The organism is Actinomadura sp. KC216 (assembly GCF_004348535.1).
In the GTDB taxonomy this organism is placed as follows: domain Bacteria; phylum Actinomycetota; class Actinomycetes; order Streptosporangiales; family Streptosporangiaceae; genus Spirillospora.
Genome location: NZ_SMJX01000004.1, coordinates 52440 through 71810, shown reverse-complemented (window position 1 = coordinate 71810; position 19371 = coordinate 52440). Strand labels below are relative to the sequence as shown.

Genomic DNA, 19371 nt, shown 5'->3' with positions numbered 1-19371 from the left:
GGCAACGCGGCGGGACGTGGCCCTGCGGCGCTGTGGCGCGGGGCGGCGGAGAGCAGCTCTGAAAGGAACCCGCCATGACGGAACCCAGCCCCTTCCCGGCGCCGAGACGCGACCTGTGCGGTGCCATGCAGGTCCACCGCCGGCTGCTGAACGAGAGCATGACGTACCGCGCACGGCGCGCGCAGATCGAGGACCGGGCGCTCCAGTTCGAGATCGGGCGGCGCAGCTCCGCCCGGCACGAGGTGATCACCATCCCCGTGGTAGTGCACGTGGTGTACCACGACGCGGAGGAGAACATCGACGACCAGCAGATCATGAGCCAGATCGACGTCCTCAACCAGGACTTCCGGGCCACCAACCCCGACGTCTCGAAGGTGCCGGACGTGTGGACGTCCCTCGTCTCGGACGTCCAGATCGAGTTCGCGCTCGCGGCCACGGATCCGCTCGGCAAGCCGTCCAACGGGATCGTCCGGGTCGAGACCCGGCGGAACGAGTTCGGGACCGACGACGCCGTGAAGGCCGCCGCCACCGGCGGCTCCGACCCCTGGCCGACCGACCGGTACCTCAACATGTGGGTCTGCAAGCTGGGCGGCGGCCTGCTCGGCTACGCGCAGTTCCCCGGCGGCCCGCCGCAGACGGACGGCGTGGTCGTCCTGCACGCGGCGTTCGGGACGACCGGCACCGCCGCGTCCCCGTTCGACGGGGGCCGTACCGCCACCCACGAGGTCGGGCACTGGCTCGACCTGTTCCACATCTGGGGCGACGACGACGGCGCGTGCAGCAACGACGACCGGGTCGCCGACACCCCGAACCAGGCGGACGCCAACGTCGGCAAGCCGGAGTTCCCGCACGTCACCTGCAACAACGGCCCGAACGGCGACATGTTCATGAACTACATGGACTACGTCGACGACGCCGCGATGTTCATGTTCACCAAGGGCCAGCGGGAGCGGATCGACGCCTGCCTTGAGGGGCCGCGCGCGCCGTTCACGCTGGCGAGCCAGAGCGGGCAGACGCCGGCGGCGGCTCCCGCGAAGCAGCCGGTGCCGGCGGGCGGGGTGACGCACGACGGCGACGTCGAGCGGCTCCTGCACGACTCGGAGCGGCTGACCAAGGAAGTCCTGGAGGACATCCACAACATGCTGGGCCTCGTCGGCCACCGTCCCAGCGGATGACCGGGCCGGGACGTCCGCCCGACGTCACGGGCGCATGGGTGCACGCCTTCGAGGAGGACAGCCCGGAGGGGGCGGTGTACCGGCGGGCCGACCCCGACCATCCGTTCCCTCCGGCGCGCCGCCCGCGCCGCCGCTTCGAGTTCCGTCCGGACGGCACCTACACCGAGCGCCGTCCCGCACGGGACGACCGGCTGAACGAGGTGCGGGGGCGGTGGGAGGCGCAGGGCACGGACCGGGTCGCCGTCACCTTTCCGGACGGGGACGGCTCACCGTTCACGCTCACCGTCCTCTCCCAGACGCCCGACAGGCTCGTGATCGCGAGGTGAGGGCGGCCGGTCAGGCATGAGGCGGCCGGTCAGCGCCTGGGCTCTGCGGGCGGTGTAGCAGGGACGGGAGGCGGCTGCGAGGGCGACGGGCCGCGCACGCCGTCCAGGACGGCCTGGCCCTGCCTGTCCACGAACTTCGTGAACAGCTCCTGCGAGTAGCCGAGGACGACCGCCCAGGCGAGGATCTGCCCCGGCGAGTCGAGCGCGCTGAGCCCGGGGACGAACCCGCCGCGCATCAGCAGCAGGCCGAGCACCGCGGTCAGCGCCCCGGTCGGCAGCTTGAGCAGGGCGAGCGCGATCGGGATCCCGAAGGCGGTGGACGTCCCGCGGATCTTCCGCAGCGCCGACGCCGCCGCGATCCCGGCCGCGACCAGCCCGATGAGCATCACGACGATGTAGTCGCCCCATCCGGCGGCCTCGCGCGTCCGCGCGTCCAGCCGGCCGGCGGGGACGGACGCCGACGCGCCCGTGGGGCAGACGACGCTGAAGTCGCCCCGCGCTCCCGGGCTCGGCGCCGGGGTGAAGCACAGCGGGACGGCCGTCCGCCACAGCGCCGACAGCACCCCGACGGCGATCACCGCGCAGAACAGGAACACGGCGATCCACCGGACGATCCGCGCGAAGCTGTCGGCGCGCAGCTTCTCCCGCAGCCCGGCCTGGTGCGCGGTGTCCACGGCGGCGACGAGCGTGACGAGCTGCCCCTCCGTGAGGGACGCGGGACGCCCGGCCTCCTCGTCCTCGCGCAGGTCCCCGGCCAGCCGCTCGACGAAGATCCGGTGCTCGTCGGTGGGAGCGAGATGCTGCTTGACGGCGGCGCACACGGCGGGGAGGAACGATTGCAGTTCCGCGGGCGAGAGCGTCCGCATCCAAAGGGAACGCGCGCAGTTCAGGTGGAGCTGCGCGGTCGTCACGTGGGACGCCGTCAGGCTCCTGCGGTGCGTGGCGGGGTCGATGACGTCCATCGCCCGGTCGAGGGCCTGCTGCGCGCCGCGCAGCAGTTCGGCCCGCTCGGGCGACTGGTCTCCGCCGTGTCGTGGTGCGGCGAGGAGCGTCCGGAGTTCGTGGACGTCCGCGCGCACCTCCTCGCACAGCACCCACGAGCCCCGCTCGCGCTCCCATTCGCCGAACCTCCGGACGCCGGGCATCCGGCCGGCCCAGGGCGCCATCCTCCAGGTGGCCATCCGCCGGTGTCCTTCCGGGAGTGGGCTGGATCAGGCTGGATATCGGGCGGGCTCACGCGGCGGACGTCGGCACGTTCTCCCACCAGGTGGCGTTCCAGGTCTCGTAGTCGACGATCCCCGTGACCGGGAGGCCGAGGGCGCGCTGCATCTGCTTGCACACGCGGACGTCCTCGTCGTCGTAGTACCCGTCGATGTTCTTGATCCGCCAGCCGCGGCGGTTCGCCTGGCGCTCCCACGTCTTGACGTGCGCTCCCTCGGACCCGTGTTCGAGGTCCTCCTCGGGCCACGGCTCCGGGTCGACGGGCGGCGCCTCCCACGTGGCCTTCCAGGTGGCCGCGTCGACGACACCGTCGGCCTCCAGCCCGTGCTCGGTCTGGAAGTTCGCGCAGGTGCGCCTGCTAATCGGGCCGAACTGCCCGTCCGGCTCGATGTTCCAGTTGCGCGTCCTCATCTGCTGCTGCCACTGCTTGACGCGCGGACCTTTCATGATCGGCGGGTAGGACAGCTTCGGTGGCTTGAACGGAGGGGCCTGCATGGCGTCTCCTTTAATCGATCTCCATTCCATAGATCCCGTCCCACCAACCAGCGAACCAGCGGATCCAGAGAGAAACCACCAAGGAGGGGTAGCAGGACGCCTCTTTTCCGCATATTCCCGCCATTATCATTTTCGCGGCGGGGCCGGTGGTGGTGTGGCCTCCGGCATCAGAGGATCAGGTCCTCGGGGCGGACGACCTCGCGCGGCCCCGGGACGGCCTCCAGCCGCTCCAGCGGATCGGCCTGGATGTGCGGTTCGAGGCCGAGCCCGGTGATCTCCGCGATCTTCCAGACCGGGACCTGGTACGTCCGGTACGCACCGTAGGAGAACTCCTCCTTCCCGGCCAGATCCTCGATCAGGGCCGCCTGGCTGAGCAGGTACCCGGTCGCCGACAGCTCGCCGGACGCGCGCGCCATCGCGACGATCTTCCAGAACTGGCGGGGCAGCCGGACACCGCGGTAGACGTCGTCGTCCTCGGCCAGCACCGGCCCGGTGAACACGCTGACCGCGAGGTCGTGGTTGTCGGCGTTGTTCAGGACGTAGTCCTCCAGCCCGAGCCAGAGCGTCTGGCCCGCGTTGAACGCGTGGTGCTGCGGGGTGGAGTTGGTGAAGTGGAAGGTGTCGTCGTTGGCGGCCAGCGCCATGGCCTCGGTCCCCCAGGCGGGGTCGAGCCTGCGGACCAGGTGGCCGCGGTCCAGGTCGTTGGCGCGGTAGACGTCCTCGCCGGTCTGCTCCCCGGCGGGCAGGCGGGGGTCGAAGAACCAGCGGTCGCTGTCGCGCCGGGGACGCCGCGCGCTCCGGCCGTCGATGTTGCACGCGGTGAACAGCGCGAGCGCCCGCTGCCGGTGCATGACGACGCTGAAGTGGTGGTAGCGCAGCTCGGCCGAGGCGACGGCGGCCAGGTCGGGCGACGGGACGGGCAGCGGCAGCGGGCGGGCCAGGAACGCGGGATCGTAGCCGTCGCGGGTGCTGTAGTCGGGGTCGATCGCCTCCGTCTCGCGCGCCGCCCCGGCCGCCGCCGGGACGTCCGCGAGCCGGACCGTGACCTCCAGCGGGATCGTGACCATCCCCTCGCGGGTCTGCGCCAGCGGGACAGCCGCCATCGCCCGCGTCCCCGACGCCGCCGCGGAAGTGGCCCCCGAGACCGGGGCCGAGGCCGGGGGCGAGACCGGGGCCGAGACCGGGGCCGAGACCGGGGGCGGGCCGACCGGCGAGGTCTGGAGGGACGCCGCGTTCTCCGTCCCCGGCGGGGCGAACAGCTCGTCGACGAGCACCCGCTGCGCCTCGGGCAGCGACGTCTCGCGCACCATCGCGCAGATCCGGCTGATGCGGATCCCCTCGTTCACGAACGCGCCGGACTCCTCCGGTTCGGGCACCGGGACGCTCGCGTGGTGCAGCGCGACGACCTCCCACTGGTCGTTGAACACCGGCGAGCCGGACGAGCCGGGCTCGGTGTCGGCCGCGTAGTGCAGGAACCGCTCGGGGATGTCGACGATGCGGTTCTCGCGCAGCGCGACCTGCTTCCGGTCTCCCCGCGGATGCTGGACGATCGTGACGAACTCCCCGATGATCGCCTTGCCCTCGGCCTCGATCAGCCGGTTGTGGCCGAACGCCGCCAGCTCGGCGGCCGGGGCGTCGACCGCCACGAGCGCGAAGTCGAGCCCCTCGTCGGCGAGGAAGAAGCGCTCCGGATCGAGCTCGTAGGCCACGACGGCGAGCGGGCGCCCGTCCACACCGTCCTGGTAGTTGAACTCGATCATGCTGGTCAGGGCCGTCCCGGCGTCGGGCAGCACGTGGTGGTTGGTCAGGAACAGGGACGGGGACACGAGCGAGCCCGTCCCGTACCCGACCGTGCGGCCGCCCTCGTCGCGGATGTTCACCCGGCCGACGGTGCGCGCCGCGGCGACCCCGGCGTCCAGGTAGCGGACGCCCACGTAGTCGACCGTGTTGATGATCTTCTCCAGCCGGGCGGCGGGCTCCGCGGCACCCGGCTCCAGCAGCGATCCGTCGCCGTAGAACCGGCTCAGCCTGTCGACCCGCTTGGCGACCCGCTCGGCGGTGTCGGCGACCGCCACCCCGCCGGGCGAGGCGAGGATGGTCTCGTGCTCGCGCCGCTGCGGAACACGCTCGGCCACCCGCCGCTCCGCCGTCTCCCGCTGGCGCTCCTGCTCCCGCTCATAGAACTGCATTTCATTTCCCCCGGGGTCGATGAATATCGCAAACCACCCGCTTCTCTTAATTTCCTCGGTTTTCGCCGGATCTCGCCAGACCCCGGATGCCCTATTTACCCCGCATCGGGAAACGTTTGACGCTCGACGCGGACCCCGACGGGGGCGTCTTGCTGCTGTGGGCGGATCCGCCGTGGGCGGATCCGGCTGGGAGGAGTGCCCGGGGCGGCGCATGGTGAATGCATGAGCGACGAACAGAGAACTCCAATGTTCAACGAACGCGTGCGGCGCGAGCTTTATCAGCAGCGCGTGCTCGTCCTCGACGGCCCCCTCGACGACGACAATGGCACGCTGCTCGCGACCCAGCTGATGACGCTGGCGCGGGAGGACGCGTCGACCGACATCGCGCTGTGGATCCATTCCCCCGGCGGGTCGGTGCCGTCGATGCTCGCGATCCGGGACGTGATGCGGCTCATCCCGTGCGACGTGTCCACGATGGTGCTCGGCATCGCCTACAGCGCCGGGCAGTTCCTGCTGTCGTCGGGGACGCGGGGCAAGCGCCGCGCCATGCCGCACGCCCGCGTGCTGATGCACCAGGGGTCCGCCGGGATCGCGGGCGCCGCCGTCGACATCGAGCTGCAGGCCGGGGACCTGCGCCACACCCGCGACACGGTGCTCGGGCTCATCGCGGAGGACACCGGGCAGCCCCTTGAACGCGTCTTCGAGGACTCGCTCCACGACCGCTGGTACACGGCGCGGGAGGCGCTCGACTACGGGTTCATCGACGCGATCGTCAGCGACTTCGACGAGGTCGTCCCCACCAGCCACCGGCCCATCGGGCTCGGAATCCCCTCGGAAGGAGCCGCCCGATGAGCACCTACACGATCCCGAACGTCATCGCGCAGCACCCGCGCGGCGAGCGCATCATGGACGTCTACTCGCACCTGCTGACGGAGCGGATCATCTATCTCGGCACCGCCATCGACGCCGGGGTCGCGAACGCGCTCGTCGCGCAGTTGCTGTATCTGGAAGCCGACAGTCCCGACCGCGACATCCAGCTCTACATCAACTGCGAGGGCGGAGACCCGAGCGCGATGCTGGCCGTCTACGACACGCTGCGCTACATCCGCGCGCGGGTGGCGACGACGTGCGTGGGGCAGGCCGTCGCGGTCGGGGCCGTCCTGCTCGCGGCGGGCAGCCCCGGGATGCGTTCCGCGCTGCCCCACACCCGCGTCGTCCTGCACCAGCCGGTCGGGCAGAGCCGCGGAGCGATCCCGGACCTGATCCTCCAGGCGGACGAGGTCGTCCGCGTGCGCGGCGACATGGAGCAGATCCTCTCCCGGCACACGGGGCAGGACACGGCGACGCTCCGCGCCGACACCGACCGCGACCGCGTGTTCACCGCGCAGGCGGCGCTGGACTACGGCCTCATCGACCAGGTGATCGAGGAACGCAAGCCGCTCCCCATGTAGGGGCGTTACGCGGCCAGGGCGTAGGCGGTGGCCTGGCAGGTCGCACCGGTCGGCCGGGCGGGCGCCGCCGCGGCCCGGGCGGTCAGGAGGGTCGTCGCGATGGCGAGCGTCAGGTCGCCGAGCGTCACGTCCAGGGCGCCGGCGACCGCCGCGATCATCTCGCTCGACGGCTCCTTGACGCCGCGCTCCATCTCGGAGAGGTACTGCGGCGAGACCCCGGCCCGGCGGGACGTCTCGACCAGCGTCTCCCCGCGTTCGAGGCGCAGCCGCCGCAGGCAGTGCCCGAGCGCGTCCCGCCACAGCGGCTCCGCGGCCGGGTCCGGCCGGTGCGGCTTCTCGCCGGCGGGCTCGACGGGATCGACGGGCTTGAGCGGACGCGGACGGGTGATCTCAGCCATGCGCACATCGTAAGTCGGCGATACCGCCGGGCCCTAGGCGTTCCGCCGACCGCAGAACGGCACGGGTCTCGCCAGGCCCCAGACCGGCTGCCATTCTGAGGATGTGCGGATATTGGTCGTGGGCGTGGGAATCATCGGGGCCTCGCTGGCGGACCGGCTCACCCGCCCGGCCACCGGCGGCGGTGCAGGGTCGCGGGACGAGGTCACGATCGTCGATGCGGAGGGGCCAGGCGCGGGGACGTCCGGCACCAGCTACGCGTGGATCAACGCCAACGACCCCGAGGACCCGTCCTACCACCGGTTCCGGACGGCGGCCATGTCAACCTGGCGCGACCTCGCCGCCGGGTTCGGCGACCCGGCCTGGTACCGGCCGGCGGGCAACACGGTCTGGGCGACCGCCGACGACGCGAAGTCCCGGCTGGCCGACCGGGTCGCGCGGCTCACCGGCCTCGGCTACACCGCCGAACTGATCGAACCCGCCCGGCTGCGCGAGCTCGAACCGCACATCCGGCCCCGGCAGGACGCCCTGATCGCCCACTACGCCGACGAGGGCTTCGTGCACGGAGGCTCCGCCACACGGGCACTGGCGGAACGCGCATGCCGCGCGGGCGCCGCGCTCATCACCGGTCGCCGCGCGGTCCGGCTCAACACCGAGGGCGACCGCGTGATCGGCGTGCATCTGGACGACGGCCGCGACCTGGACGCCGACCTCACGATCTGCGCGGCGGGCCGGCACAGTCCCGCGCTTCTGGCGACCGCCGGTGTCGCCCTCCCGCTGGTCGACCCGTCCGTGCCCGGCTCGGAGGCGCCGTGCCTCGTCGCCACCACCTCCCCCGCGGACGTCGTGGTCAACGGCCTCGTCCACGCACCCGGCCTGTCCGTCCGTGCGGCGGAGGGCGGCGGCCTCGTCCTGGAATCGGTCGAGCTGGACGCCGGTGTGGACGAGTCGGCCTCCCTGGCGCTCATGGAGATGGTCGGCGACGAACTCCTCGCCCGGGCGCGGGCGCTCATTCCCGGCCTCACGGCGAAGATCGCCGAGATCCGGAGGTGCGTCCGCCCGCTGCCCCTCGACGGGTACCCGCTCATCGGCGCGCAGCGGCCCGGCCTGTACACCGCCGTGACGCACAGCGGCATCACGCTCGGGCCGCACCTCGCCGTCCTGATCGACCGGGAGATCCACGGCCACGCCGCCCCCGAACTCGCCCCCTACCGCCCGGACCGCGCGGACCGCGCGGCCTCCTAAGGTTTGCGGGCGACGCCGCAGAACGCGTCCACCTCGGGCGCCTCGCCGAACGGGTTGGGTTCGGGACGCCAGCGCGACACCGACACCACGCCGGGCTCCAGCAGCTCCAGCCCGTCGAAGAAGCGCGCGATCCGCTCCGGGGTGCGCAGCTCGTAGTCGTAGCCGGATTCGTCGCGGACGCGTTCGGCCTCCGCCGCGTCGTCGGGCCGGATGGTCTTGGTGCCGTCCTCAAGCGCCAGGTAACTCCCTGACGGGAGCGCGTCGAGCAGCTGGCGGAGGATGGCGTGCGCCTCGTCGTCGTCGGCGATCGTGCCCAGCACACCCAGGATCATCAGGGCGACGGGCCGGCCGAAGTCGAGCGTGGCGGCGGCGGCGCGCAGGATCCCGGCGGGGTCGCGGGCGTCGGCGTCGATGTAGTCGCAGGCCCCCTCGGGGGTGCTGGTCAGCAGCGCGCGGGCGTGCGCGAGGACGAGCGGGTCGTTGTCGACGTAGACGATCCGGCTGTCGGGGGCGACCCGCTGCGCGACCTCATGGGTGTTGTCGTGCGTGGGCAGGCCCGTGCCGATGTCGAGGAACTGGCGGATCCCGGCCTCGCCCGCCAGGAACCGGACGGCCCGTCCGAGGAACACCCGCGCGTGCCGCGGCACCTCCTCGAAACCGGGATAGACCCGGAGGATGTTCTCGGCGAACTCGCGGTCGACCGGATAGTTGTCCTTGCCGCCGATGAAGTAGTTCCAGACGCGGGCCTGGTGCGGCACCGTCGAATCGATCTCGGGTGGGTGAACCGGAGGGTCGTCCATACCGCCCCATCCTGCCGCTAATCCGAAGGTTTGACATGCTCAGGGAGAAGCCTAGAAAGGACATTCATGCGCGTCGCAATCCTCGATGACTACCAGGGCGTCGCACTCCGGGCGGCGGACTGGTCGCCCGTCCCCGCCACGATCGACGTGTTCCGCGCGCCGCTCGGCGGCGAGGAGACGGTGGTCGCGGCGCTCCAGCCCTACGAGGTGCTCGTCACCATGCGGGACAGGACGGCACTGCCGAAGACCGTGCTCGAACGGCTGCCGAACCTGCGGCTGATCGTCGTCACCGGGCACCGCGTCGCGGCGATCGACATCGCGGCCTGCGCCGGGCTCGGCATCACGGTCAGCGGCACCGCCCCGGTGGCCGGCGGCGGGTCCGCCGCTGAACTCACCTGGGCGCTCATCCTCGCCGCCGTGAAGCGGCTGCCCGCCGAGCTGGCGAGCGTCCGCGCGGGCGGCTGGACGACCAGGCTCGGCACCTCCCTCACCGGCCGGACGCTCGGCGTGCTCGGCCTCGGCCGCCTCGGCTCCCAGGTCGCCGCCGTGGGCCACGCGTTCGGGATGCGGGTGGTCGCCTGGAGCCAGAACCTGACGGCGGAGCGCGCCGCCGAAGCCGGTGCGGCGCTCGTCGGCAAGGAGGAGCTGTTCGCCACGTCCGACGTGGTGACGATCCACCTCGTCCTGTCGGACCGCACCCGCGGGCTGGTCGGCGAGCCGGAGTTGCGCCGGATGAAGCCGGACGCGTGGCTGGTCAACACCAGCCGCGGACCGATCTGCGACGAGGACGCCCTCCTGCGCGCCTGCCGGGAACGCTGGATCGCCGGAGCGGCCCTCGACGTGTACGACCGAGAGCCCCTCCCGGCCGACCATCCGTTGCGCACCCTCGACAACGTCCTCGCCACCCCGCACATCGGCTACGTGACCGAGGAGACGTACGCGTCCTGGTACAGCGACGCGGTCGAGAACATCGTCGCCTACACGAAGGGCTCACCGATCCGCGTCCGCCACTCCTGAAGCGAGCTGCGGGCAGCCGGTCCAGTGGTGGCGGCTGATCGGCTCGTCCGGCACCTTGGCCGGGCGGCGCACGCCGAACCAGACGATGAGGCCGCCGGCGACGAACAGCCCCGCGCAGATCAGCATGCCCGCGTCGAAGCCGCGGTCGAGTTCGGCCGGGTTGCTCGCGGCGTCCTGCGGCAGCCCCGCCAGCAGCGGCAGCGCGGCGACGATCACCAGCCCGGCGGCGCGGGCGACCCCGTTGCCCACCGCGCTGGCGATCCCGGCGCGCGCGTCGGGGACGGCGCTGAGCACGGTCGCGGTGATGGGCGGCGTGATCAGCGGGATGCCGATCCCGACGAGGCAGACGACGGGGAGCACGTCGGTGAGGTAGGACGCGTCCCGTCCGACCCGCGTGGCCAGGACGAGCGCGAACCCGCAGAGGAGAGCACCCGCGGCGAGCGGGACGCGCGGACCGGCCCGCTTGGTGAGCGCCCCGCCCCGCGCCGACAGTACGAGCGTCAGGACGGTCAGCGGAAGCAGCGCCAGCCCGGCCGCCAGCGTGGTGTAGCCGGCGGTGACCTGCAACTGGATCGGCATCAGGAAGAACAGCCCGGCAAGCCCGCCGTACAGGAAGAAGCTCGCGAGGTTGGCGACGCTGAACGGCCGCGACGCGAAGAGCCCGAGCGGCAGCATCGGGTCCCGGGCACGCCGCTCGACCCACACGAACGCCACCGCGACCACCACCCCGAGCAGGGCGGCGAACGACGCCGAGACAGGGGTATCGATGGCCTGGATCAGCGCGTGGCTCATCGCCCCGAGCGCGAGCGCCGCCAGCACCGCTCCGGCGACGTCGAACCGCCCGGACAGCCCGTCGTGACGGCTCTCCGGCACGTGGACGACCAGCAGGACGGCCAGCACGGCGGCGATCGGGACGTTGACGAGGAACACCCAGCGCCATCCCGCCGCGTCCACCAGCGTCCCGCCGAGCAGCGGCCCCGCCGCCCCGGCCATCCCGCTCATCCCCGACCACCAGCCGATCGCCCGCGCCCGATAATCGGGATGGAACGACGCCTGGATGAGGGCGAGCGACCCCGGCACGACCATGGCGCCGCCGATCCCCTGGAGAGCACGCCCGGCGATCAGCCACTCCAGGCTCGGCGCCATCCCGCACAGCAGCGACGCGGCCGCGAACCACACCAGCCCGACCAGGTACACGCGACGACGTCCGAACCGGTCGCCCAGGCCGCCGCCAAGCAGGATCAGCGCGGACAGGGTGAGCGTGAACGCGTTGACCGTCCACTGGAGTCCCGCCATGGACGCGTCCAGGTTCCGCTGGAGCGCAGGCAGCGCCACGTTGACGACCGTCGCCTCAAGCAGCACAAGCCCAGACCCGGCAGCGGTGACAACGAGCACCCACCGCCCGCCAGGCTCATCCAGCCGAACGGACGCCGCCTTCACCGACCCCGGCGGAGCCACCACATGATCAAGCCTGCCCCGCCCTGCCCAGAACGTCCACCGCCAAGTGGGTCGTATTCGCCTCACGGGACCTGCAGCGCAGGAGCAGGTCCTCGCGCTGGCCGTGGGCATTTATTGCCCACAATTCGTCCAGCAGCACCGCGACGTCACCGGCGAGGTCGACAATGGGGACGGCTCGCTCAGCCAACGCCATGGCCAGGCTGTGCGCACCCGTCTCTTGCAGTTCCGCCAACATCATCGCAATGTCAGACGGATTGGTCCCGTCGATAACCAGAACTGTTCGCTCAGCCAATGCCAGGGCGAGTTGCGGGTCCACCTTCCGTACTTCCTGCAGCATCTGCGCCATGGTGAACGTGCCGGCGATGTCGACCGCTGGAACGACTCGTTCAGCCAACGCCTTCGCCAGGGGCCAGGCATGCAGCTCCCGCAGCTCCCGCAGCATCTGCACCATGTCGTAGGCGTTGGTCACGTTGATGTCGGGAATGGCCCGCTCGGCGAGCATCAGAGCGGGCCGCGGGTGCAGCCTTCGCAATTCCGCCAGCAATCGCACCACGCTCCACGAGTCGCTGACGTCGACCCTCCTGGCGGCCCATTTGGCCAAGGTCCAGGCGGGCTCCCGGACATTCAGCCGGCGCAGTTCCCCCAGCAGTTGCGCCACGTCGCCGGTGTCGGACGTCAGGCTGATCTCGGTCACGACCCGTACGGCCAGCTCCAACGCGAGATCCTGCGCACCGGCCTGCCGAAGCTCGGCCAGCAATCGCGCCGCTTCGCCCGGGGCGGTGACGCGCACCACGGGGACGGATCGCTCGGCCCATGTCTTGGCGGCGTCGTGGGCTTCCAGCTCGCGCAGTTCCTCCAGCAGTCTCGTCACGTCACCGGGGTCGCTGGTGACGCTGACCTCGTCGGCGGCCCGTGCCGCCAGTGCCAGCGCCTGGGGTCTGGCGTCCGCCTTCCTGAATGCCCCCAGCACTTCCGCCGCGATATCGGGTTTGGTGAGGGGCAGGTCACCGACAGAAGCGGCTGGGCTCCCCGAGCCCGTGTTGTTGCGAGCGGAATCGAAGCGTTCATCGGAGGCTCCGTCCTGCAAGCGGTTGAGGATGTCTTCGAGATGCCGGCAGCGGTGTTCGGTCTGGGCGATGCGCTCCTGGGCCATTTGCAAGCGGTGTTCGAGTTCGGCGATCTCCCGCTCCAGCCGCTCCTTCTCGGCCGCCATGGCGGCGCGGTCGTCATCCCAGGCCGCGCGCAGCCGGCCGTGCTGGTCGGTGAGCTCCTCGATCTGGCGGATCCGGTCGGCCAGTTGCTCCTGGAGAGCGCGGACGTACCGCTCGGCCTCGTGCTGGCCGACCAGGGCCAGCTCCAGCTCGTCGCTGACCATCCTCACCTGGTACTGCTGCGGGTGGGCGACCTTCAGCGCCTCCAGATGCAGGCCGGTCAGGTGGTCGCGGACCTCCTGGGAGACCTCCTTGCCCTGCTCGGCCTGGATCGCCAGCAGCGTGTTGAGGAACCAGTGGTCGCGGGGCACGCGCTTGCCGTTGAGGTAGCGCGACAGGGTGCCCTTGTCCAGGGGGTACCGGCCGGCGAACCGGTTCATCGTCACGCCGGCCGCCGTCCAGATCGTGCGGAGCTCGCGGACCCAGGTCGCGACCTCGGGCTCAAGGTCAGGGCTGAGCGCCTTGAAGCCGGGCGTGTCACAGGCGGCCGGCTGCCGAGGGGTCAGTTCGGTCATGGGTCCATGGTCCGTGCCTACGCTCTGGAAAGCACCTCATCGCTGCCTTTCGGGTGTTGCCGCTTGTTGCAACACCCGCGCCGCACCGGTTGCGGCGTGGTGCAACACCGCGCGGGTCTGGCTTGCTGGAGGGCACGATCAGCGAAAGGACCGTCAGGAAATGCCTCAGCCCTCCAACAACGTCCCCCAGCCGTCGCCGTCTCCCCTGCCTGACGGACGCGGGCCCGGGGTGTTCGTGCCGCAGCATGTGGTCGCCGCAGCGGTCTGCATCCTCGTGGGGTTCGTGGCGGGCGTCTTGGTGTGGCTCGCTCCCAAAATCTGGCTTCCCATCGGCGCCGGGATCACGGTCACCTGTCTTTCGCTGACGTTGTACGGGCTGTGGCATCAGCGCTGATCGCGCCGTGCCCGTCCGTTCACGGGCGGACGGGCACGGCGCGGGGCTGCGTTACTCGGTCAGGTAGACCTGTTCGAAGTGGGCGTTGCCGAAGGTTCGGCCGGAGAAGTCGTTCTTGGGCCAGCCCGCGTTCTTCACGGTGTGCGCGTTCTCGACGTTGGCGAAGAACGGGATGATCCAGCCGCCGCGCTCGAACTGAATTTGGTAGATCTGCTGGGTGAGCTGATTCTGTTTGGCCTGGTCGGTGGTGGTCTGTGCCTGCTCGTAGAGCGAGCGGATCTGGTTGAGGTCGTCGCCGCCCAGGTGGGTCAGGGAGTTGGTCTCGCTGAGGTCGGTGAGCGCCATCAGGGTCAGGTAGTTGCCCTGCGTCGGCCATTTGTCCACAGAGAACTTCCAGCTGTGGAAATTGGGGCCGAACAGCGTCGCGGTGTCGACCTGCCGGACCTTGATGTTCATGCCGATCTCGGCGGCGTTCCGCGCCAGGACGGTGCACATCGGCACCGCCTCGGTCGAGACCGGGCCGGTGACCAGTTCGACCGTGACGCCCTCCTGCCCGGCCTCCTTGAGCAGTTGCTTCGCCTTGGCGACGTCGCGCTTGCGGGTGAGCTGCTTCGGATACGCGGAGGTGAACGGCTCGGGCAGGTCGTGGGCCACCACGCCGTGCCCGGACAGGGTGGCGGTGAGCGCCTGCTCCCGGTCGACCGCCAGCCGCAGCGCCTGCCGCACCCGTACGTCGTTGAACGGCGGCTCCTTCATGTTCATGTAGATGCCGGTCCACGCCCCGGTCTTGGACTCCAGCAGCTTGAGCCGGGGGTTCTTCTCGATGGTCGGGATCTGCGGGTACGGCAGCTGGTTGATGGCGTCGACCTGGCCGGTCACCAGCGCGTCGAGCCGGGCCGAGTCGTCGTTGATCACGTTGACGACCAGCTCGTCCAGGTAGGGCTTGGGGCCCAGGTTGGCGGGCGCGGGGGCGTCGCTCGGCTGGGACGGGCCCGTGGCGTTCCAGTAGTTGGCGAACCGTTCGCAGACCCACTGCCGGTTCGGGGTGAAGCTCTTGTACTTGAACGGGCCGGTGCCGACCGGGTTGCGCGGGTCGAAGTCCACGGGGACGATCTTGAACGGGCTGGCGAGGGTGCTCTGGAAGGTGGCGGCGGGCCGCAGCAGCTTCAGCCGCAGCGTCCGGCCGTCGAGCTTCTTGATCTCGTTCAGGTCGACGAGCGGCTTGAACTTCCCGACGATCACCGACCCGGGCAGCGTGATGGCGCGCTTGAACGTGAAGATCACGTCGTCGGCGTCGAGGGTCTTGCCGTTGTGGAACTCGATGCCCTGCTTGATGCGGATCGTCCACTCGTCGCCCTTGGCGTTGGGCTCGATCAGCTCGGCCATCTGCAGGTGGTACTGCATCTCGTTGCTGTAGTCGGCGAGCTGGTCGTAGAGGACGCGGGCCATGAAGCTGACCGGGACGCTGTTGAGCAGCATCGGGTCCAGCGTGTCGGAGCCCTTGGCGCCGCCGGTCGCGACGGTGAGCCGGCCGCCGCGGCGGGGCTTGCCCGCGGCCTGCTTCTCCTGCTCGCCGCCGCAGGCCGCGAGCGCCGCGCCGCCGACGGTGGTCAGCCCGAGCGCGGCCGCCGTGCCCAGGAATCCGCGTCTGCTGAGACCTGATGGGGGTTGCGTGGTCATGTCCGGTCCTCCTGCGACCGTTGTTCCGCTGGGACGCCGCCCGCCGCCGCCTCGAGTTCGGGGGACCCGAATTCGGGGGTGGCCGCGATGAGCTGCTTGGTGAACGGGTCATCGGGGTGGTCGAGCACGTCGTCCACCTGTCCGGTCTCGACGAGCCGTCCGGCGCGCATGGCGATGACGCGGTCCGCGATGGTCCTGACCAGCGCGAGGTTGTGCGTCACGAACAGCAGCGCCAGGCCCTCCTCGTCCTGCAGCGTGCGCAGGAGCCGGACGATGGACGCCTGCACGGAGACGTCGAGGGCGGAGGTGATCTCGTCGCAGATCAGCACGTCGGGGCGGCACACCAGGGCCCGCGCGATCGCGACCCGCTGCCGTTCCCCGCCGGAGAGCTCGCCGGGGTAGGACGACGCCACGCTCGGCGACAGCGAGACGCGTTCCAGCGCCTCGGCGACCGTGGTCGCGGCCTTCGCCGACGGCATCGAGAACAGGACCTTCAGCGGCTCGCGGAGGGTCTCGCCGATCGAGCGGCGCGGGTTGAGCGAGTTGTAAGGGCTCTGGAAGATGTACTGCACGGCGCGCCGCTGCTCGAGCGGACGGTCCCGTGCCCGGGTCGCCATCGCGGCGTCCCGGAACGTGATGCCGCCGCTGTGCCGGCGGTGCAGGCCGATGATGCTGCGCGCCAGGGTCGTCTTGCCGCAGCCGGACTCGCCGACGAGGGCGAGGCATTCCCCGCTGGCCAGTTCCAGGGACACGTCGTGGAGGATCTGGCGGCGGCCGTGGAACGCGTCCAGGTGCGACACCCGCAGGAGCACGTCGTCCTGGCCGCCGGTGCGGGCGGCGGCCTGGCGAGGGGCCTCGCGGGACGGGCCGGACGCGAGGTGCTCGGCGCGGATGCAGAGGACGTCGTGCCCGCCGCCGACCTCGACCGGTTCCGGGACGGTCGTCGCGCACTCCGGCAGCGCCTCCGCGCATCGGGGGTGGAACATGCAGCCGGTCGGGCGCCGTCCCGGCGGCGGGGTGTCGCCGGGGATCGCGGCGAGTTCCCGCCGCTCCGAGACCACCGGCACGGCGGCGAGCAGCGCGCGGGTGTAGGGGTGCACCGGACGGTCGAATATCTGCGCGCTCGAACCGGCCTCGACGACCCGTCCGGCGTACATGACCATGATCCGGTGGGCCAGCTCGGCGACGACCGCCATGTCGTGGGTGACGTACAGCGCCGCAACCTGGTGCTCGGCGCACAGCTCGCGCACCGTCTGCAGGACGCGCGCCTGGGTCGTGACGTCGAGGCCGGTGGTGGGCTCGTCCAGCACGATCACGCGGGGACGGAGCAGGAAGGCGAGCGCGAGGGTGACTCGCTGCTGCTGCCCGCCCGAGAGCTGGTGGGGGAAGCGGTCGAGGAACGCGTCGTCGGAGTCGAGCCCGACCTCGCGCAGGGTCGTCCTGATCCGCTCGTCCCGCTCCTTGGCGGGCATGTCCGGGCGGTGGAACTCGAACAGCTCGGTCAGCTGGCGGCGGAGCCGGAGCGCCGGGTTCAGCGCCATCGACGGGTCCTGCGGCACGTACGCGACGGTGCTGCCGCGCAGCGCGGTGAGCTTGCCGGGGGCGAGGCTCGCGACGTCCTGGCCGTCGATCAGCATGCTGCCGCCGGCGATGCGCGCGCCGCGCCGGGCGTCGCCGAGCAGCGCCAGCCCGACCGTGGTCTTGCCCGACCCGGACTCGCCGACCAGGCCGAGCACCTCGCCCGCCGCGATCGTGAAGTCCACGCAGTCGACGACGTCGACGCCGCCGCGTCCGGCCAGGTCGATGCGCAGGCCCTTGACCGTCACCGCCGCCGTCATGACTTCACTTCCTGTGCCGGGACTTCCGGGGTCGGGACTTCCGGGGTCGGGACGTCCGGTGACGAGACGTCCTGGGACGAGACGCGGGCCACCGTCCAGGAGAAGCCCTCGGTGATCAGGTTGGTGCCGAAGGTGAACACCGCGATGCACAGCACCGGCAGCACCACGCCCCACGGCTGGAGCGCCAGGCCCTGGTAGTTCTCCTTGATCATCAGGCCCCAGTCGGCGGCGGGCGGTTGCAGGCCGACGCCGAGGAAGCTCATCGCGGTGACGATCCCGATCGACCAGGTGAGCCGGAGGCCGAACTCGACCATCAGCGGGGTCATCACGTTCGGCAGGATCTCCCGGCGCACGATCCGCAGGCGGGGCGCGCCGAGCGTCTCCGCCGACTCGACGAACTCGCTGGACACCACCTCCCTCGACGCGCCGTACGCCACCCTCGCGACCTGCGGCACCCACGCGACGGCCACGATCAGCGGCAACAGCGCCGTGCTGGCCCTCGCCATCGCCACCAGGAGCAGGATGAGGACGAGGGGCGGGAACGCGCGGAGGACGTCCATCGCGCGCATGAGGATCTCGTCCAGGACGCCGCCGCTGTAGGCGGCGGTCATGCCGATCGCGGCGCCGGCGGCGACTCCGGCGAGCGTCCCGGCGAACGCGATCCAGACGATGCTCCGCCCACCGGCGAGGACCCGGGACAGGACGTCCTCGCCGAGGTAGTCGGTGCCGAGCAGCGCGGTGGACGACGGGGCCGCGTAGGGCGCGCCGACGATGTCGTCGTGCGCGTGCGGCGCGAGGAACGGGCCGGCGAAGGTGACCAGGAGCACGAGCCCGGTCAGGACCAGCCCGACGCGGATGCGGGGTTCGCGCAGGCAGCGGCGCAGCAGTGCGGTGTTCATGCGCCCGCCGTCCGCAGCCGGGGTGTGACGTACACGGTCAGGACGTCTCCGAGGAGGTTGAAGAGCACGTAGCAGGCGGCGAACAGCAGGCAGATCAGCTGGATCACCGGGACGTCGCGGTTGTTCACCGCGTCCACCAGGGCGCTGCCGAGGCCCGGATAGTTGAACACCTGCTCGATGACGAGGATCCCGCCGGTCAGGTAGGCGAGCGCGAGGGCGGTTCCCTGGATCGCCGGGACGAGCGCGTTCGGCAGGACGTGGCGCCGCAGCACGACGCGTTCCGGGACGCCCTTGAGCCGCGCGGTCCGCACGTACTCCGACTCGTACGCGTCGATCACCGAGCCGCGGACGAGCCGGGCCAGATACGGCAGCACGCCCAGCACCAGAGCGACCACCGGGAGCACGAGCTGCTCGATGTTGCCGAACGGGCTCTCTCCCGGCGCGAGCAGCACCGTGCCCGGCAGCAGGTGGAACACCGACGTCGCGAACAGGATCACCAGCAGCAGCGCGATGATGAACTCGGGCAGCGCGGTGAGCCCGAGGGTGACCACGAGCATCGCGCGGTCGGCGAGGCGGTCGCGCCAGCGTCCGGTCAGCGCGCCGACCAGCACCGACAGCGGCACCACGATCGCCGCCGAGATCACCACCAGCACGGCGGAGTTCAGTACCCGGTCGCCGACCAGCGTGCTGACCTGCTCCTTGGTGACCAGCGACTGGCCGGGATCACCGCTGAGGATGCCGCCCAGCCAGGAGAAGTACTGCTGCACCACCGGCTTGTCGAGCCCGAGTTCGGCGCGGAGCGCGGCGACCCGGTCGGGTGTCGCCTCGCGGCCGAGCGCCGCGCGGGCCGCGTCGCCGGGCAGCACCTGCGTCGCGAAGAACACCAGGATCGACACCAGGAGCACGACCGCCGCGCCGAGCAGCAGCCGCCGCACGAGCCACAGCCAGCGGGCATGGGGGGAACGTTCGGCCAACGTCATCACCTCGCCGTCCCCGGCAGAATGCGGCGACGGTGTTGTTGATGTCAACAGGTGGGTTATGGAAAGAGCATCGTGTTTGGT

18 protein-coding genes are annotated in these 19371 nt (G+C 71.2%); 7 read left to right on the top strand and 11 right to left on the bottom strand.

What is annotated here, in order from left to right:
- The first annotated feature begins 74 nt into the window (after window positions 1–74).
- Window positions 75–1175, top strand: a complete 1101-nt coding sequence (locus E1264_RS01395; protein ID WP_207935653.1) for a zinc metalloprotease — start codon at window positions 75–77, stop codon at window positions 1173–1175.
- A complete protein-coding gene (locus tag E1264_RS01390) occupies window positions 1172–1501 on the top strand; it encodes a hypothetical protein (RefSeq protein WP_132168706.1) in 330 nt (109 codons plus the stop codon). Before E1264_RS01395 ends, E1264_RS01390 begins: the two co-directional genes overlap by 4 nt.
- A 29-nt stretch (window positions 1502–1530) precedes the next feature.
- On the opposite strand, the gene E1264_RS01385 is transcribed toward E1264_RS01390, so the two are convergent.
- The 3 genes from E1264_RS01385 to E1264_RS01375 all read right to left on the bottom strand — a co-directional run bounded on the left by E1264_RS01385 (window position 1531) and on the right by E1264_RS01375 (window position 5406).
- Window positions 1531–2682, bottom strand: coding sequence for a hypothetical protein (locus E1264_RS01385; RefSeq protein ID WP_132168704.1), 1152 nt, complete (start codon window positions 2680–2682; stop codon window positions 1531–1533).
- Window positions 2683–2734: 52 nt separating this feature from the next.
- Window positions 2735–3217, bottom strand: coding sequence for a peptidoglycan-binding protein (locus E1264_RS01380; RefSeq protein WP_165963905.1), 483 nt, complete (start codon window positions 3215–3217; stop codon window positions 2735–2737).
- A 167-nt stretch (window positions 3218–3384) separates the two neighbouring features.
- On the bottom strand, window positions 3385–5406 hold the full coding sequence (locus E1264_RS01375; protein ID WP_132168700.1) for a DNA/RNA non-specific endonuclease: 2022 nt from the start codon (window positions 5404–5406) through the stop codon (window positions 3385–3387).
- 222 nt (window positions 5407–5628) lie between these two features.
- Between E1264_RS01375 and E1264_RS01370 the strand changes: the two genes are divergently transcribed.
- Both E1264_RS01370 and E1264_RS01365 read left to right on the top strand, forming a co-directional pair.
- The gene (locus tag E1264_RS01370; RefSeq protein WP_132168698.1) at window positions 5629–6258 is read left to right on the top strand and encodes an ATP-dependent Clp protease proteolytic subunit; all 630 of its coding nucleotides are present in this window, start codon (window positions 5629–5631) and stop codon (window positions 6256–6258) included.
- The gene (locus E1264_RS01365; RefSeq protein WP_132168696.1) at window positions 6255–6857 is read left to right on the top strand and encodes an ATP-dependent Clp protease proteolytic subunit; all 603 of its coding nucleotides are present in this window, start codon (window positions 6255–6257) and stop codon (window positions 6855–6857) included. The genes E1264_RS01370 and E1264_RS01365 overlap by 4 nt, the downstream gene beginning before the upstream one ends.
- Before the next feature lie 5 nt (window positions 6858–6862).
- Here the strand turns inward: E1264_RS01365 and E1264_RS01360 are convergent, their stop codons facing one another.
- A complete protein-coding gene (locus E1264_RS01360; protein ID WP_132168694.1) occupies window positions 6863–7255 on the bottom strand; it encodes a helix-turn-helix transcriptional regulator in 393 nt (130 codons plus the stop codon).
- 103 nt (window positions 7256–7358) lie between these two features.
- Here E1264_RS01360 and E1264_RS01355 point away from each other — a divergent pair, with 103 nt between their 5' ends.
- The gene (locus E1264_RS01355; RefSeq protein WP_132168692.1) at window positions 7359–8498 is read left to right on the top strand and encodes an FAD-dependent oxidoreductase; all 1140 of its coding nucleotides are present in this window, start codon (window positions 7359–7361) and stop codon (window positions 8496–8498) included.
- Here E1264_RS01355 and E1264_RS01350 read toward each other — a convergent pair.
- Window positions 8495–9298, bottom strand: coding sequence for an SAM-dependent methyltransferase (locus tag E1264_RS01350; RefSeq protein WP_132168690.1), 804 nt, complete (start codon window positions 9296–9298; stop codon window positions 8495–8497). The genes E1264_RS01355 and E1264_RS01350 overlap by 4 nt on opposite strands.
- A 66-nt stretch (window positions 9299–9364) precedes the next feature.
- Here E1264_RS01350 and E1264_RS01345 point away from each other — a divergent pair, with 66 nt between their 5' ends.
- Window positions 9365–10315, top strand: a complete 951-nt coding sequence (locus tag E1264_RS01345) for a D-2-hydroxyacid dehydrogenase family protein (protein WP_132168688.1) — start codon at window positions 9365–9367, stop codon at window positions 10313–10315.
- Here E1264_RS01345 and E1264_RS01340 read toward each other — a convergent pair.
- Together E1264_RS01340 and E1264_RS01335 are read right to left on the bottom strand one after the other, a co-directional pair.
- A complete protein-coding gene (locus E1264_RS01340) occupies window positions 10289–11884 on the bottom strand; it encodes an MFS transporter (protein ID WP_132168686.1) in 1596 nt (531 codons plus the stop codon). The two genes, E1264_RS01345 and E1264_RS01340, sit on opposite strands and share 27 nt — an antisense overlap.
- Window positions 11781–13499 carry a hypothetical protein gene (locus tag E1264_RS01335; protein WP_132168684.1) on the bottom strand — a complete coding sequence of 573 codons (1719 nt, stop codon included), beginning with the start codon at window positions 13497–13499 and terminating at the stop codon, window positions 11781–11783. Before E1264_RS01335 ends, E1264_RS01340 begins: the two co-directional genes overlap by 104 nt.
- Window positions 13500–13728: 229 nt before the next feature.
- Here E1264_RS01335 and E1264_RS42910 point away from each other — a divergent pair, with 229 nt between their 5' ends.
- Window positions 13729–13893, top strand: coding sequence for a hypothetical protein (locus E1264_RS42910; protein WP_165963903.1), 165 nt, complete (start codon window positions 13729–13731; stop codon window positions 13891–13893).
- Window positions 13894–13944: 51 nt separating this feature from the next.
- Here E1264_RS42910 and E1264_RS01330 read toward each other — a convergent pair whose 3' ends face one another.
- The 4 genes from E1264_RS01330 to E1264_RS01315 are packed head-to-tail and all read right to left on the bottom strand — an operon-like array spanning window position 13945 to window position 19284.
- On the bottom strand, window positions 13945–15573 hold the full coding sequence (locus E1264_RS01330) for an ABC transporter substrate-binding protein (RefSeq protein ID WP_132168682.1): 1629 nt from the start codon (window positions 15571–15573) through the stop codon (window positions 13945–13947).
- Window positions 15570–17411: an ABC transporter ATP-binding protein gene (locus tag E1264_RS01325; RefSeq protein ID WP_132168680.1), complete on the bottom strand. Its 1842-nt coding sequence runs from the start codon at window positions 17409–17411 to the stop codon at window positions 15570–15572. The genes E1264_RS01330 and E1264_RS01325 overlap by 4 nt, the downstream gene beginning before the upstream one ends.
- Window positions 17408–18310: an ABC transporter permease gene (locus E1264_RS01320; protein ID WP_132168678.1), complete on the bottom strand. Its 903-nt coding sequence runs from the start codon at window positions 18308–18310 to the stop codon at window positions 17408–17410. Before E1264_RS01320 ends, E1264_RS01325 begins: the two co-directional genes overlap by 4 nt.
- The gene (locus E1264_RS01315) at window positions 18307–19284 is read right to left on the bottom strand and encodes an ABC transporter permease (RefSeq protein ID WP_243710690.1); all 978 of its coding nucleotides are present in this window, start codon (window positions 19282–19284) and stop codon (window positions 18307–18309) included. Before E1264_RS01315 ends, E1264_RS01320 begins: the two co-directional genes overlap by 4 nt.
- Window positions 19285–19371: the final 87 nt, after the last annotated feature.

Coding starts and splice junctions, on each gene's coding strand:
- E1264_RS01390 (WP_132168706.1), top strand. CDS start 1,172: ATGACCGGGCCGGGACGTCCGCCCGACGTCACGGGCGCATGGGTGCAC.
- E1264_RS01330 (WP_132168682.1), bottom strand. CDS start 15,573: ATGACCACGCAACCCCCATCAGGTCTCAGCAGACGCGGATTCCTGGGC.
- E1264_RS01325 (WP_132168680.1), bottom strand. CDS start 17,411: ATGACGGCGGCGGTGACGGTCAAGGGCCTGCGCATCGACCTGGCCGGA.
- E1264_RS01335 (WP_132168684.1), bottom strand. CDS start 13,499: ATGACCGAACTGACCCCTCGGCAGCCGGCCGCCTGTGACACGCCCGGC.
- E1264_RS01365 (WP_132168696.1), top strand. CDS start 6,255: ATGAGCACCTACACGATCCCGAACGTCATCGCGCAGCACCCGCGCGGC.
- E1264_RS01385 (WP_132168704.1), bottom strand. CDS start 2,682: ATGGCCACCTGGAGGATGGCGCCCTGGGCCGGCCGGATGCCCGGCGTC.
- E1264_RS01345 (WP_132168688.1), top strand. CDS start 9,365: ATGCGCGTCGCAATCCTCGATGACTACCAGGGCGTCGCACTCCGGGCG.
- E1264_RS01380 (WP_165963905.1), bottom strand. CDS start 3,217: ATGCAGGCCCCTCCGTTCAAGCCACCGAAGCTGTCCTACCCGCCGATC.
- E1264_RS01395 (WP_207935653.1), top strand. CDS start 75: ATGACGGAACCCAGCCCCTTCCCGGCGCCGAGACGCGACCTGTGCGGT.
- E1264_RS01370 (WP_132168698.1), top strand. CDS start 5,629: ATGAGCGACGAACAGAGAACTCCAATGTTCAACGAACGCGTGCGGCGC.
- E1264_RS01340 (WP_132168686.1), bottom strand. CDS start 11,884: ATGCCCACGGCCAGCGCGAGGACCTGCTCCTGCGCTGCAGGTCCCGTG.
- E1264_RS01375 (WP_132168700.1), bottom strand. CDS start 5,406: ATGCAGTTCTATGAGCGGGAGCAGGAGCGCCAGCGGGAGACGGCGGAG.
- E1264_RS01360 (WP_132168694.1), bottom strand. CDS start 7,255: ATGGCTGAGATCACCCGTCCGCGTCCGCTCAAGCCCGTCGATCCCGTC.
- E1264_RS01350 (WP_132168690.1), bottom strand. CDS start 9,298: ATGGACGACCCTCCGGTTCACCCACCCGAGATCGATTCGACGGTGCCG.
- E1264_RS01320 (WP_132168678.1), bottom strand. CDS start 18,310: ATGAACACCGCACTGCTGCGCCGCTGCCTGCGCGAACCCCGCATCCGC.